Origin of the sequence: Cryobacterium aureum (assembly GCF_002954245.1) — a bacterium.
Taxonomy (GTDB): Bacteria; Actinomycetota; Actinomycetes; order Actinomycetales; family Microbacteriaceae; genus Cryobacterium; species Cryobacterium aureum.
This window is the reverse complement of sequence record NZ_PPTG01000046.1, coordinates 148,918-162,214: the sequence shown is the minus strand read 5'-3', so window position 1 is coordinate 162,214 and position 13,297 is coordinate 148,918. Positions and strand designations below refer to the sequence as shown.

The following is a 13,297-nucleotide window of genomic DNA, read 5'->3' as shown; positions in this document are numbered from 1 at the left end:
TCAATCCTCTCTCGATGTGCGGTATGCGGTATGCGTCTACAGCCAGCCGGGTAGGACCAGCACCGCCCAGGCGATGGCGGGGCCGGCCACCACGACGATGCCGCTGTAGGCCAGGATCTGCTTGTAGAAGCGGTCCTTGTCGACGTCGTCGGGGGCGTTGGCCAGCACGAGAGCACCGTTCGTGGAGAACGGCGACACGTCCACGATGGTCGAGGCCACGGCGAGGGCGCAGATCACGCCGATCGCGCCGATTTCGCCGGTGGCCAGGAACGGCACGGCGAGCGGAATCAGGGCGGCCAGGATGGCGGTCGAGGAAGCGAACGCCGAGACGATGGCACCGATGTAGCAAATCAGCAGCGCCGCCAGCAGGGGCATGCCCAGGTGGGCTACGGCATCCGACACGTATTCGATGGTGCCTGCCTCTTCGAGGACGCCCACGAAGGTGAGCATGCCGCAGATGAGCAGCACGGTCGACCAGCTGATCTTGTTGACGGCACCCTTCTGCGCCGCGGGCGAGACCAGGGCGAGGATGACGGCGATGGTGATGGCCACGAAGCCGACGTCAACCTTGAAGCCGAGCGCGATGACGGCCAGGGCGATGAGGCCGGCCATGGTGATCAGCTGAGGAATGCGTTCTGCACGGCTCGGCGCCTCTTGTGCGCCGTCACCGGCGGGGTCGCGGGGGCCGTAGATGCCGGAGCCGAAGCCCTTGAACGCCACGTCGCCACCGGCTCTGGCGCCCACGCTGACCGCCATCCGAGCCTCGGCTGCCTGCTCCACGAAGTGTCCGACCCGGCTCGAGAGGAGCCCCCGGCCACCGAGCACGATGAACAAGACGACGGCGATCAGGAAGTTGAAGATGAGGCTCGACAGGAACACCGCCGTGGGGCTCGCGTCGAGCCCCGTGGTCGAGATGAGGCTGTTGACGATCACGCCGTAGACGGCGATGGGCGAGAATCCGCCACCCTGCGCTCCGTGAATCACCATCATGCCCATGAGCAGGGGGCTGATCTTGTACTTGCGGGCGAAACCGAGCGCGATCGGTGCCACGATGGCCACTGCGGCCGGAGACAGGGCGCCCACGGCGGTGATCACGGCCGTGATGATGAACATGATCCAGGGAATGAGCGCGACCCGTCCACCGACAAGTCGAACCGAGCCGCGCACGAGCAGGTCGATCGTGCCGTTGCCCTGCGCGATCGCAAAGAGGTACGTGACCCCGACGAGTGTCAGGAAGAGCCCGCCGGGAAAATTGGCGAGAATATCGGTGGTCTCCATGCCGAGGAATACGGTCCCCAGCAGGAAGGCACCGACGAAAGCCAGCGCCCCCATGTTGACGGGAAGTAGCGTGGCGGTCAGAAACATCACCGCCAGGATGATGATCGAGATGATGGGAGCGGACATCCTTGTTCCTCCATGATTTAAGCGAATGTGGGCTATTGGCTCACTGGACTAGCCTCCTAGATAGTAGGTGAGTTTGTCAATGCCCATGTATCCTGAGGATCACACTTCGATGAGGAGGCATACGCGTGGCCCAGGAAGTAGAACCCCAGCCCCTGTCGCGAGTGTCGAAACCACGGCTGTACGAACAGCTCGTGGCGCAGCTTCTCTCCTATATCGAGTCGGCACATCTCGGCCCCGGCGACCTGCTGCCCGCCGAGCGCGATCTCGCGGAACGTCTCGGTGTCTCCCGCGCCACCCTGGCGCAGGCGCTCGTCGCTCTCGAGGTGCTCGGAGTCATCGATGTTCAGCACGGCACCGGCGCCGTACTCGTGTACCGGCCCAGCATCGCGACGGTGATCAAGGGACTTCGTGACCACCGAAATCGGTTGCCGGAAATCGTTGAGGCTCGCAGTACCCTTGAGGTAAAACTGGCCGAGCTCGCCGCGCTGCGGCGTACCGATGCCGACCTGGCCGCGATCGAGAACGCCGTGCAGATAATGGCCGAAGAAATCGCGGTCGGCGACCGCGGCGCGCACGGCGACGAGCTCTTCCACCAGGCCGTCACGGCAGCCGCCCATTCCCCCGTACTCGCCCAGCTCATGACGTTCATCGCCGAGATGATTCTCGAAACCAGATTGGAATCCCTGGCCCAGCCCGGCCGGCCCGAGCAGTCCCTGGCCTCGCACCAAACGATCACCGCAGCGATCCGGGCGCAGGACGTCACGGCCACGAGCGCGGCGATGCTCTCGCACATCGAGCTCGTCTCCGACGTTGCCCTGCTGAAGTAAGAGAGAATACAAGCGTGACCGAATCCGCGCAGCCCACAGCATCCATCGCCCGCGATCTGCCCGGATGGCTTCATGCCTACTCGGGCAAGGTGCGGGACCTCTATATTCCAACCGACGGCACGACGGATGCCCCGGCCGACTTGCTGAGCGCCTCCCGTGTGCTCGTGGTCGCCAGCGACCGAGTGAGCGCGTTCGATCATGTGCTCGAGCCCGGAATTCCAGGAAAGGGCGAGTTGCTCACCACCCTGAGCCTGTGGTGGTTCGACCGGTTGACCGGTGTGCCCAACCACCTCATCGCCGACCACGAACAGGTCGGCGATACCGTGCGTGAGCTCATTCCCGCGAGCGTCGCCGGCCGGGCAATGCTCTGCCGCACCCTCGACATGTACCCGATCGAGTGCGTCGTGCGCGGCTACCTGACCGGCAGCGGCTGGAAGGAATACCTCGACACCCAGTCGGTCTGCGGCATCGCATTGCCGGCCGGTCTGCAGAACGGTGACCGCCTCCCGGAACCCATCTACACCCCGGCCTGGAAGGCCCCGATGGGCCAGCACGACGAGAACATCTCGTTCGAGCGCACCGTGGAACTCGTCGGGCCCACCATTGCCGCCGAACTGCGCGACCTCTCCCTTGCCCTGTTTCAGGCGGCCGGAACGATCGCCGAGAAGGCCGGCGTCATCCTCGCCGACACCAAGTTCGAATTCGGCGCTGACCGACAGACCGGCGTAACCGTACTCGCCGACGAGGTTCTCACGAGCGACTCCAGCCGCTACTGGGATGCCGCCGCCTGGCACACCGGCACCACCCCCGAAGCCCGCATGGCCAGCTTCGACAAGCAGATCGTGCGCAACTGGCTCTCCGCCCACTGGGACGGCGCCGGCACCCCGCCCGACTTGCCCACCGAGATCGTGGAGCAGACGGCGGCCCGCTACCGTGAGCTGCTCGAACGCCTCACCGGCGCCTGAGTACACCAACACCCCGGCATACCCAAAACACGACGCGCAAACGGGGGTAGCCGAACCCTACCGATCGCGGAATAGCCGCACCCACATCGCAGTTGTGCCTGCTGTGACCCTCACTGCGAAAGACCTCCTCGCCGGCGACACCGGAATGGGCGCGGTGACCCTGCGCGTGGGCAACCTCGACGCCATGATCGCCTATTACCGCGACATTGTGACCCTGGAGCTGCAAAGCCACGACGGCCCGGTCGCCGTGCTCGGGCGCGGCCAGACCCCGCTCGTGATTTTGCAGCACTCCCTCGAGCTCAAAGCCGCCGACGCACGCTCAGCCGGGCTCTATCACACGGCCATTCTGTTCGACACGCAGGCAGACCTCGCCGCCGCCGTGTACTCGATCGGCACGAAGTCCCCGGGAACGTTCACCGGCAGCGCCGATCACCTGGTCAGCCAGGCTTTCTATTTCACCGACCCCGAGGGCAACGGCATCGAGCTGTACTGGGATCGCGACCGCACCCTGTGGAGCTGGACCCACGGACAGGTCGAAATGGCCTCGCTTTACCTCGACCCGAACGCATTCATTTCCGAGCATTTGTCGGCTGAAGCGAGCGAGGGCCATGCCATCGTTGGCCACATCCACCTCTCGGTGGGCGACGTCGCGAGCGCCCGGGAGTTCTACGTGAACCGTCTCGGTTTCGAGGCGACCGCGAACTTCGGCCCCTCAGCCCTGTTCGTCTCGGCCGGCGGCTATCACCACCATATGGCGATGAACACCTGGGAAAGCTCGGGCAGCGGCAAGCGCCGCCTGGCGCTCGGTCTCGGCGAAGTCAGCATCATCGTGCCCAGCACCGACGACGTGGGCGCTCTCAACGAGCGGATGTCCCACTACAAAGTCGACACCGCTCACGACGGTCAGACCCTCGCCTTCGACGACCCGTGGGCCAACCGCATCCGGGTGAGCGCGACCGACGCAGCAACCGTCTGACCCTCACCGCGCGGCGCGGGCTGCCCGACGGGTCAGGCCGTGCACGGTGGCCTGGTAGTCCTTCACGTTGAGCGGGCGGCCAGGCAATTTGGGCCGGGGCGCGTCGGCGGCGCGCAGGCCGTCGAGCACGATCGAGAGCTGACGCCGCCACTGCCCGGCGTAACCGTCGCCGAGGCCGCCGAGCGAGCCGACCATGGTAACCAGTACCGCGAGGTCGACCGCGTCGACGTCACGCCGCAGGGTACCGTCCTTCTTAGCGCGGGCTACCAGGCTCGCGATGAAGCCGTCGAACTCGGCAGCGGGCCTTGCTGAGGGGTCGAGCTGCGCCATGCGCCGCAGAATCGGCGGGAGTGACGGGTCGGCGACGAGCCATTCGGCGACTCGTTCGGTGTAGACAACGAGTGCCTCCCACGAGGTAGGCGCGGCCTCGATCTCCCCGCGCACCGCGTGCAGTTCTGCCAGAGCCAAGTCGTAGAGCGCCCGAACCAGGTCGTCTCGCGCCGGAAAGTTGCGGTACAGGGTCGCCACACCCACCTCGGCCTGACGCGCGATCTCCTCGAGTGAGGCGTCGATCCCATACTGGGCGAACTGGGCGCGAGCCGACACAATGAGGCGGTCCCGATTCAACCGGGCGTCTCGGCGCCGGGGCGGCGGTGGGGCAGTTCGCTCGGGTGCAGACGGGGCTGGCACGCCATCCTGGGGCTTTCGGGTCGGCGGGGTCATGCGCTCCAGTCTAGAACTTTGACCTGCACGGTTCGCTGTGGTGTTGCGCCGACAGCCTCAACCTGCGCACAATTTGAACAAGCCGAACGGAACCCGATGACTCTCAAGAACAATACCCGCGACTTCGACCCCGAAATCGTCACCGATTTTCGAGAGAAGATGAGCTACGGGGCCTACCTCGACCTGCCCACCCTGCTCGATGCCCAGAAGCCGGTCAGTGTTCCGGAACATCACGACGAGCTCTTGTTCATCATCCAGCACCAGACCACAGAGCTCTGGCTCAAGCTCGTGCTGCACGAGATCCAGGCGGCCATCCAGGCGCTGCTTCAGGATCAGCTCGCGCCGGCCCTCAAGGGCATCGCCCGGGTCAAGCACATTCAGCGCACCCTCACCGAACAGTGGTCGGTGCTCGCGACCCTCACGCCCACCGAATACGCCCAGTTTCGGCACTTTCTCGGCTCTTCCAGCGGCTTTCAGTCGTACCAGTACCGCGCCGTCGAGTTCGCGCTCGGCAACAAGAATGCTCGCATGCTCACGGTCTTCGAAGCGGATTCCGCCGCCCACGCTCTGCTCACCGCCACCTTCGAGGCACCCAGCCTCTACGACGAGTTTCTGCGTTACCTGCACCGTGCCGGCTACGACATTCCCGCCGCCGTGCTTGAACGCGACGTCACCGAGGCGTGGACCTTCCACCCCGAACTCGTGCATACCTTTCGCGGAATATACGAGAATGCCTCCGAGCATTGGGCTGCTTATGAGGCCTGCGAAGAACTCGTCGACCTCGAGGACAACTTTCAACTGTGGCGGTTTCGCCACCTCAAGACGGTGCAGCGCATCATCGGCATGAAGCACGGCACCGGCGGTTCGAGCGGTGCCGCATTTCTGCAGAAGGCCCTCGAACTCACCTTCTTCCCGGAGCTGTTCGCCGTGCGCACGGAGATCGGCGCGTGACCACTCACTTTCTGGTCGGTCGCGGCACCGTGTTGCCGGGCTTTCTGGACGCGCACCTGCACCTGGCCCTGATCGACGGCACACTTCTTTCCAGCGGCGGAATCGCCCGTGCACTCGATCTCGGCGGCTGGCTGCCAGAAGGCCTCCGCACGTCCATGCCCGATCTGGCATACGCGCACCAGTTCATCACTGCTCCCGGAGGCTACCCCAGTCGGGCCGGCTGGGCCGAGCCCGATTGGAGCTGCGGCGTCGCGGGGGCAGCGGATGCCGCCACCGCGGTCGACCTGCAGGCGGCGGCCGGGGCATCCGTTCTGAAAATCACCCTCAACTCGGTGGCGGGCCCGGTGCTCGGCACCGAGGTGTTGGCCGCGCTCGTCGGGCGGGCGCACGAACGCTCCCTGCCGGTCGTAGCGCACGCCGAGGGTGCCGGTCAGGCCGATCGCGCGTTCACCGCCGGAGTGGATGCGTTCGCGCACACTCCCTTTACGGAGCGCCTGGCCGACGACCTGGTGACCGCGATGGCCGCCCGCATGACCTGGATCAGCACCCTGGACATTCACGGCTGGGGTCGCCCCACCGCCGCGTTCGAGATTGCCAGCGACAATCTGCGGCGGTTCCACGCCGCTGGCGGTCGGGTGCTGTACGGCACCGATCTCGGCAACGGGCCGCTGCCGCTCGGGCTGAACTCCGGTGAGATCGCGGCACTGCTCGGCGCGGGGCTGACCCCCGGCGAGGTTCTGACCGCCCTGTGCTCGCCGGCACCGCTTGGCCTGACCCTGTCCGATACTCGGGTGACCTTTATTCCGGGCGAACGGCCGCGCGATCCCCTGGACTTCACCGACTGGCTCTGCACCGCTCGCGCCCTCACTCGCCCCGAACTCGAGGTCCTCGCATGACTCCCAGCTTCACCAGCTCGACCGGCCTCGATGCCCACCTCGCCTTCGCGCGCCGGATGGACCGTATCGACGGTCTTGCGCACTACAGAGTCCGGTTCCTCGGCACCGACGCCGGCCCCGACACGGCCAACCCGCGCGCCTACCTCGACGGCAACTCGCTCGGCCGCCCGCTGCACGCGAGCGCCGAACGTATCGCCGATTTTCTCGTCAACGACTGGGGCACTCGGCTCATTCGCGGCTGGGACGAGCAGTGGATGGAACTGCCCCTGCAGATCGGCGACGACCTCGGCCGGGCCTGCCTCGGCGCCGCGGCCGGCCAGATTTTCGTCGGCGACTCCACCACCGTGCTGCTCTACAAACTGGCCCGCGCCGCCGTGGATTCGCGCCCGCACCGCACCGAGATCGTGCTCGACAGCGATAACTTTCCCACCGACCGCTACATTCTGGAGGGCATTGCACGGGAGCGCGGCCTCACCCTGCGGTGGATCGAATCCGATACCACGGGCGGGGTGACCGCCGAACAGGTGCGCAGCGTGATCGGCCCCGAGACATCGCTCGTGCTGCTCAGCCACGTGGCTTACCGTTCCGGCTACCTCGCCGACATGCAGACCATCACCGCCGTCGCCCACGAGCACGATGCCCTCGTGCTCTGGGACCTCAGCCATTCGGTCGGGTCGGTGCCGGTCGAACTCGACCGCTGCGACGTCGACCTCGCCGTCGGCTGCTCCTACAAATACTTGAGCGGCGGCCCGGGCGCCCCCGCCTTCGGCTACGTCAAGAGTGACCTGCACGAGGTGCTGACCCAGCCGATCCAGGGTTGGATGGGCGCGCAGGCCATCTTCGAGATGGGGCCGGGGTATCGGCCGGCCACTGGCATCCGTCGTTTTATGAGCGGCACGCCCGCGGTGCTGGGCATGCTCGCCATGCAGGACACGATTGCCATGATCGATGAGGCCACGATCAATTCGGTGCGGGCGAAGTCGGTGGCGCTGACCGAGTTCGCGATCACCCTCGTCGATGAGTGGCTGGCACCGATGGGCGTCACCGTCGCCTCGCCTCGCGAGCAGACGCATCGCGGCGGTCACGTGACCATCAACCATCGACTCATGCGTCAGGTCACGAAAATTCTGTGGGACAACGACGTGATTCCGGATTTTCGCGGCCCCAACGGCCTGCGACTCGGCCTCGCCCCGCTCAGCACGAGCTTCGTCGAAACCTACGACGGTGTGGCCGCCGTACGCGACGTGCTGCGCGGCATCCTGCTCGGCCAGAACGGTGTCGCCGAGTGACGCGCGCCGGGCCGCCCGAGCTGCGGCCTGTAGAATTGCAGTGATTTACCACGACTATAAGCCCCAGACTGTATGCGGAGTGCCCTGTGCCAACGATCGTCGTCGAAGTAATGCCCAAGGCCGAGTTGCTTGACCCCCAGGGCAAGGCCGTCGCCGGCGCCCTCGGTCGCCTCGGTCAGACCCAGCCAGCGCTGGCCAACGTCACCGGCGTGCGCGTCGGCAAGCGCTTCGAGATTTCCATTGACGGCGAAGCGGATGCCGCTACCCTCGCCGCCGTGCGCGAGCTCGCCGACACCGTGCTCTCCAACTCCGTGATCGAGGATGTCGTCGGCATCCACGTGCAGGACGCCCCCTCGGCAGCGGTCGCCTGATGCGCATCGGCGTCGTCACCTTTCCCGGCTCGCTCGATGATCGTGACGCTGCGCGCGCGATCCGCCTGGCCGGCGCCGACGCCGTAGCCCTCTGGCACGGCGACCACGACCTGCACGGCGTCGACGCCCTCGTGCTGCCGGGCGGGTTCAGCTACGGCGATTATCTGCGGGCCGGCGCCATCGCGAGCCTGTCACCGATCATGACCGAGGTCATCGACGCGGCGAACCAGGGCATGCCGGTGCTCGGAATCTGCAACGGATTCCAGATGCTCACCGAGGCCCACCTGCTCGACGGCGGACTCATCCGGAACGACAAGGGCCGCTTCATCTGCCGCGACCAGGGTCTGCGCATCGAGAACAACGCGAGCGACTGGACGACCGGGTTCGAAGCCAACACCGAGATCGTCATTCCGCTCAAGAACGGTGAGGGCTCGTTTATGGCCTCCGCCGAGACCCTCAAGGCACTCGAGGGCGAGGGCCGCATCGTGGCCCGCTACATCGGCGGCAACCCGAACGGATCACTGAACGACATCGCCGGCGTGACCAACGCCCGCGGCAATGTCGTGGGCCTCATGCCCCACCCCGAGCACGCCGTCGAGGCCGGGTTCGGTCCCGACACCGACGACGCCATGGCGAGCGGCATCGACGGCCTCACCTTCTTCACCTCGGTCATCGCCCGGGCGCTCGTCGGCGCGTAGCCGCACTCACGAATCCCGCCCGGGAACGGCAACTGACCCCCGGGTCGTGGACGGCAGGGCGCCATCCGTTTCGAGGGTTTCGGGCAGGATATCGCGCTCGATCGTGGTGGCGAGCGGCTTCTCGGTCACGAAGCAGAGCAGGATGACCGCGACAACGATCAGCGGCACGATATAGAGGAAGACCGGGGTGAGCGCGTCGTTGTAGCCGCCGATGATGACCTGGCGGGCGGCCTCCGGCAGCTCGCGCACCATAGCCGGGGTGAAGGAGTTCGCCGCGCTGGCACCACCGGCGGGCATCCGCTCGGTCAGCAGCTCGGTCAGGCGGGCGGCGAACAGGCTGCCGACCACAGCGGAGCCGATGGAGGCTCCGATCTGGCGGAAGTAGTTGTTCGAGGCTGTGGCCGTTCCAACCTGCGAGTTCGGGAAGGAGTTCTGCACGATCAGGATGAGAATCTGCATGCTCAGGCCGAGCCCAACGCCCATGACGGCGAGGTAGCTGCAGAGCACCCAGGTCGCCAACGTGGGGGTCATGGTCGAGAGCAGCACGAGAGCGACACCGACGATGATCGTGCCGACGACGGGCATCCACTTGTACCGACCGAATTTGCTGACCAGCCAGCCGGATCCGATCGAACTGATCAGCAGCGCGGCCATCATCGGGATCATCAGGAACCCGGCCTCGGTGGCGTTCGCACCGGTCACCATCTGCAGGTAGGTGGGCAGGTAGGCCAGGGCACCGAACATCGCGATACCGGTGATGAGACCGGCGATGGTGGTGAGGTTGAAGTTGCGGTCCTTGAACAGGTGCAGCGGCATGATCGGCTCGGCGGCGCGACGCTCGACCATGACGAAGGCCACGGCGGCGACGATAGTGCCGACGATGAGCGAGAGGATCAGCAGGGAATCCCAGTCGTAGGTCGTTCCGCCCCAGGTCGTGATCAGCACGAGTCCGGTCGAGGCCAGGGCGAGCAGGCCCATACCGGCGACGTCGAGCTTCGGCTTCGTGTTGTCCACCTTGGGCAGGCGGAGGAAGAAGATGGCGGTGACGATGGCGAGGGCACCGAGGGGGATGTTCATCCAGAACGCCCAGCGCCAGCCGATGCCCTCGGTGAACCAGCCACCGAGCAGCGGACCGGCCACGGAGGACAGGGCGAAGACGCCCCCCCATGATGCCCATGTATTTTCCGCGCTCGCGGGCCGGCACGACGTCGGCGATGATCGCCTGCGAGAGGATCATCAGCCCGCCGCCACCGAGGCCCTGCACCGCACGGCCGATGATGAGCCAGGTCATATCGGGGGCCAGTCCGCCCACGATCGAGCCCAGAATGAAGATGCTGATCGCGCCGATGAACAGGCCCTTACGGCCGATCAGGTCGCCGAGCTTGCCGTAGACGGGCAGCATGATGGTCGACGCGAGAATGTAAGCGGTCGTCACCCAAAGCATGTGGTCGACGCCGTTGAGTTCGCCAACGATGGTCGGCAGGGCGGTGCTGAAGATGGTCTGGTCGAGCGAGGCGAGCAGCATGGTGACCATGAGCCCGGCGAAGACCAGCAGAATGTGACGCTTGCCGGGTAAAGCGGCTGCCGGGGCCTCGCGCAAGGACAGTGTGGTGGTCATGAAAGTTTTACGGATACCTCTCTGGCGAGCGAGATTGCTCGTGATTCAAGTTGTTCGGCCGCACCATCGGCGTCGGTCGGGTTCATTTCGGCCCATTCCTTCACGGCAACGCGCACCGCGCCGCCGCAGAGGACGAGCACCAGGTCAGCGGATGCCGCCAGCTCGGCCGATGAGCCGCCAGCGAAGTGTGCGTCCCGCGCCACGAGGGCGGCGACGGCATCGGTAACTTCGGTGGTCATCTGGGTAAATTGGGCAAGCTGCGTCGTGAGTAGGTGGGGGTGACGGCGCAGGATCTCCAGCCGATCCTCGCGCATGGTCAGTCGGGTCGACGGCGGGCCGATCACGGTCAGCAGCAGGTGAATGACGCACTCGATCAGTCCATGTTCGGCCACGCGGTCGCACTGTTCGGCCAGCTCGGACTCTGCGATTTCAACCTGGCGGAGGCCGAGGATGGCGGCATCCTTGCTCTCGAAGTATTTGAAGAAGGTGCGCGGCGACACGTCGGCGAGCTCGCTTATCGCGTCGACCGTGGTGTGCTCGAGTCCATCGCGGAGCACGAGGGTTACCGCGGCGTCTTCGAGCCGCAGACGCGTTGCGAGGCGCTTGCGGTCTCGCAGGCCGAGGTTCGGTTCCATGTTCACGTTAACAGTTATTGCGCACACTGCGTATTTGCACAACTGCAATTTTACAGTGATGCATCTTTCTTGGCGAATGCTCAGGTGCTTGTTCAGGTGCGGCTGAGACGATAGAAGCTCCCTTGCCCCGCCATCACTGGAAAGTCCCGATGACCCCGCGCCTGCTGTTTCGTTCTGTTGCCATTGCCGAAGCCATCACCTGGGCAATGTTGATCGCAGGGATGCTCATGAAATACGTGCTCGAGGTCGGTGAGGTCGGGGTGCAAATTGGTGGTTTTGTACACGGTCTCGTCTTCATCGCCTTTGGACTGATGGCCCTGCTGGTGGGAATCAACCAGCACTGGGGCATGCGCCTCACTCTGATCGCAATGTTCACGGCGATCGTTCCGTTTGGCACGATCCCATTGGACCGCGGGCTCGAGAAGAACGGCTTGCTCGACGGCGACTGGCGGCATACCCGCACCAACGACCCCCGCGATCACACCCGAGTGAGCGCTCTGCTGCGGCAGATGCTGGCCCGACCGGTGCTTCTGACGCTAGCCATGGGCGTCGCCCTGGTCGGGGTCATGGCCACCCTACTCCGGATCGGCCCACCCGGCGGCGCCAGCTAGCCGCCCTCAATACGGACGGGGCCCGGGCCCCATCCCGGGGCCCAGTTTATAAACTGGGCCCGCGGACGGGGCCTGGGCCCCGTCCAACGAAGGATGGGCCCCATCGACCAGAGGGAGCGCCGGGCGGGTCAGCCGAGGGTGGCCGGCGGCTGCGGTGTCAGGCCCACGCGGGGGTGGCGGGCTGTCGCGGCCATCAGGAGGGCGGCATCCGCTTTCGCGAGATCGTAGGTCGTCCCGACCAGGGCAGAGAACGGATGCCGGTGCCAGGCAACGCTGAGATAGGTCACCGCCTGCGCCAGATCGTCCGGCGTGTAGTTGTGCACGCCGCGCACGGTGATCAGGCGGCGCACGATCGACTCCGGGTCGAGCAGAACCGGCTCCCCGGGTGAGACGCTGCCGACCAGCACGACCACGCCACCGATGCCGATTAAATCGAGCGCGGTGTGCACGGCCGAGCGGGCACCGCTCAGTTCGAGGGCGATCGTCACCTCGGCAGCACCGGCATCCGCGAGCGCGGCGAGCACGCTCGCCACTCCGGTCGGAGACTCACGCGGTGCCCCCGGGTCCGCGACGGCGGCGGCACCGAAGGCGAGCGCGAGTTGCCGCCGGGCGGGGTCCGGATCGCTGACGACCACGAGAGCACCGGCATCCGTCGCCATCGCGCAGGCCGTCACTCCGAGCATCCCCGCGCCGGTCACCAGCACGGTCGCTCCGGCCAGCGGCACGAGAGCGGATGCCGCCCCCAGCGCCGCAACTACCGTCGCGGTCGCGCAGGAGGCCGGCGCCAAAACCGTGGCCGGCACCTGTTCGTCGACGACCACGACCGCTGTTCCGGCACGCACCTGCACGTGGGTGGCGAAACCGCCGCTCAGTTCCCAGCCACGCTGCATCCGCTCGTGGCCGTATTTCACCAACTCGAGGCACTTCTGGGGCAGGCCGCGGCGACAGCGCGGGCAGGTTCCGCAGCTCACGGCGACCGACCAGACCACGCGCTGCCCGACCCGCAGTGGCATTCCAGTTGCGGCATATGACTGCTCAGTGACGGCAATGATGCGGCCGACCTGCTCGTGCCCGAGCACAAGCGGCTTCGAAGTGAGGCGGTGACCCACAGCCGTGTGCACGTCGGAGCCGCAGATCGTGGCCAATTCGACCTCCACCAGTACGTCGCCGGGCCGGAGCAGCACGCCGGGTACTGCCACGCACTCCAGCGGCAGGCCGACACCCGACCAGACCATGGCCTCGGCGGCGCGCGGCAAGACGACCCCCCGGCCGACGCCGAGGGTGAGGGCCGGCAGCGTCACGGGTTGAGCAGCTGGATCGTGTTCGGGCATGG

The 13,297-nt window shown here is 66.3% G+C and carries 14 protein-coding genes and 1 pseudogene; 9 read left to right on the top strand and 6 right to left on the bottom strand.

Annotated features, from left to right (window positions below):
- Positions 1–36: 36 nt before the first annotated feature.
- Entirely contained in the window at positions 37–1,404 is a 1,368-nt protein-coding gene (locus tag CJ028_RS16685) for an SLC13 family permease (protein WP_105036343.1), read from the bottom strand.
- A gap of 125 nt (positions 1,405–1,529) precedes the next feature.
- Here CJ028_RS16685 and CJ028_RS16680 point away from each other — a divergent pair, with 125 nt between their 5' ends.
- The 3 genes from CJ028_RS16680 to CJ028_RS16670 all read left to right on the top strand — a co-directional run bounded on the left by CJ028_RS16680 (position 1,530) and on the right by CJ028_RS16670 (position 4,172).
- Positions 1,530–2,231 carry a FadR/GntR family transcriptional regulator gene (locus CJ028_RS16680; RefSeq protein ID WP_105036342.1) on the top strand — a complete coding sequence of 234 codons (702 nt, stop codon included), beginning with the start codon at positions 1,530–1,532 and terminating at the stop codon, positions 2,229–2,231.
- Positions 2,232–2,245: 14 nt separating this feature from the next.
- Complete coding sequence (locus CJ028_RS16675) at positions 2,246–3,196, top strand: phosphoribosylaminoimidazolesuccinocarboxamide synthase (protein WP_105036341.1); 951 nt, start codon at positions 2,246–2,248, stop codon at positions 3,194–3,196.
- Between the two features lie 145 nt (positions 3,197–3,341).
- A complete protein-coding gene (locus tag CJ028_RS16670; RefSeq protein ID WP_105036375.1) occupies positions 3,342–4,172 on the top strand; it encodes a VOC family protein in 831 nt (276 codons plus the stop codon).
- 3 nt (positions 4,173–4,175) lie between these two features.
- Here CJ028_RS16670 and CJ028_RS16665 read toward each other — a convergent pair whose 3' ends face one another.
- On the bottom strand, positions 4,176–4,895 hold the full coding sequence (locus tag CJ028_RS16665; RefSeq protein WP_105036340.1) for a TetR/AcrR family transcriptional regulator: 720 nt from the start codon (positions 4,893–4,895) through the stop codon (positions 4,176–4,178).
- A gap of 96 nt (positions 4,896–4,991) precedes the next feature.
- Between CJ028_RS16665 and kynA the strand changes: the two genes are divergently transcribed.
- The 5 genes from kynA to purQ all read left to right on the top strand — a co-directional run bounded on the left by kynA (position 4,992) and on the right by purQ (position 9,100).
- The gene (gene kynA, locus CJ028_RS16660; protein ID WP_105036339.1) at positions 4,992–5,846 is read left to right on the top strand and encodes a tryptophan 2,3-dioxygenase; all 855 of its coding nucleotides are present in this window, start codon (positions 4,992–4,994) and stop codon (positions 5,844–5,846) included.
- A complete protein-coding gene (locus tag CJ028_RS16655) occupies positions 5,843–6,742 on the top strand; it encodes an amidohydrolase family protein (protein WP_105036338.1) in 900 nt (299 codons plus the stop codon). The genes kynA and CJ028_RS16655 overlap by 4 nt, the downstream gene beginning before the upstream one ends.
- The gene (locus tag CJ028_RS16650; protein WP_105036337.1) at positions 6,739–8,031 is read left to right on the top strand and encodes a kynureninase; all 1,293 of its coding nucleotides are present in this window, start codon (positions 6,739–6,741) and stop codon (positions 8,029–8,031) included. The genes CJ028_RS16655 and CJ028_RS16650 overlap by 4 nt, the downstream gene beginning before the upstream one ends.
- Positions 8,032–8,117: 86 nt before the next feature.
- A complete protein-coding gene (locus CJ028_RS16645; RefSeq protein WP_105036336.1) occupies positions 8,118–8,402 on the top strand; it encodes a phosphoribosylformylglycinamidine synthase subunit PurS in 285 nt (94 codons plus the stop codon).
- Positions 8,402–9,100, top strand: a complete 699-nt coding sequence (gene purQ, locus CJ028_RS16640) for a phosphoribosylformylglycinamidine synthase subunit PurQ (RefSeq protein WP_105036335.1) — start codon at positions 8,402–8,404, stop codon at positions 9,098–9,100. The genes CJ028_RS16645 and purQ overlap by 1 nt, the downstream gene beginning before the upstream one ends.
- Before the next feature lie 6 nt (positions 9,101–9,106).
- Here purQ and CJ028_RS16635 read toward each other — a convergent pair whose 3' ends face one another.
- The 3 genes and pseudogenes from CJ028_RS16635 to CJ028_RS16630 all read right to left on the bottom strand — a co-directional run bounded on the left by CJ028_RS16635 (position 9,107) and on the right by CJ028_RS16630 (position 11,353).
- Positions 9,107–10,240, bottom strand: coding sequence for an MFS transporter (locus CJ028_RS16635; RefSeq protein ID WP_439099055.1), 1,134 nt, complete (start codon positions 10,238–10,240; stop codon positions 9,107–9,109).
- A gap of 91 nt (positions 10,241–10,331) precedes the next feature.
- A pseudogene (locus CJ028_RS22100) lies at positions 10,332–10,625 on the bottom strand (MFS transporter); the annotation flags it as partial.
- An 89-nt stretch (positions 10,626–10,714) separates the two neighbouring features.
- Entirely contained in the window at positions 10,715–11,353 is a 639-nt protein-coding gene (locus CJ028_RS16630; RefSeq protein WP_105036334.1) for a TetR/AcrR family transcriptional regulator, read from the bottom strand.
- Positions 11,354–11,502: 149 nt separating this feature from the next.
- Between CJ028_RS16630 and CJ028_RS16625 the strand changes: the two genes are divergently transcribed.
- On the top strand, positions 11,503–11,964 hold the full coding sequence (locus tag CJ028_RS16625; protein ID WP_105036333.1) for a DUF3817 domain-containing protein: 462 nt from the start codon (positions 11,503–11,505) through the stop codon (positions 11,962–11,964).
- Between the two features lie 128 nt (positions 11,965–12,092).
- Here CJ028_RS16625 and CJ028_RS16620 read toward each other — a convergent pair whose 3' ends face one another.
- Positions 12,093–13,295 carry an alcohol dehydrogenase catalytic domain-containing protein gene (locus CJ028_RS16620; protein ID WP_105036332.1) on the bottom strand — a complete coding sequence of 401 codons (1,203 nt, stop codon included), beginning with the start codon at positions 13,293–13,295 and terminating at the stop codon, positions 12,093–12,095.
- Between the last annotated feature and the right edge of the window lie 2 nt (positions 13,296–13,297).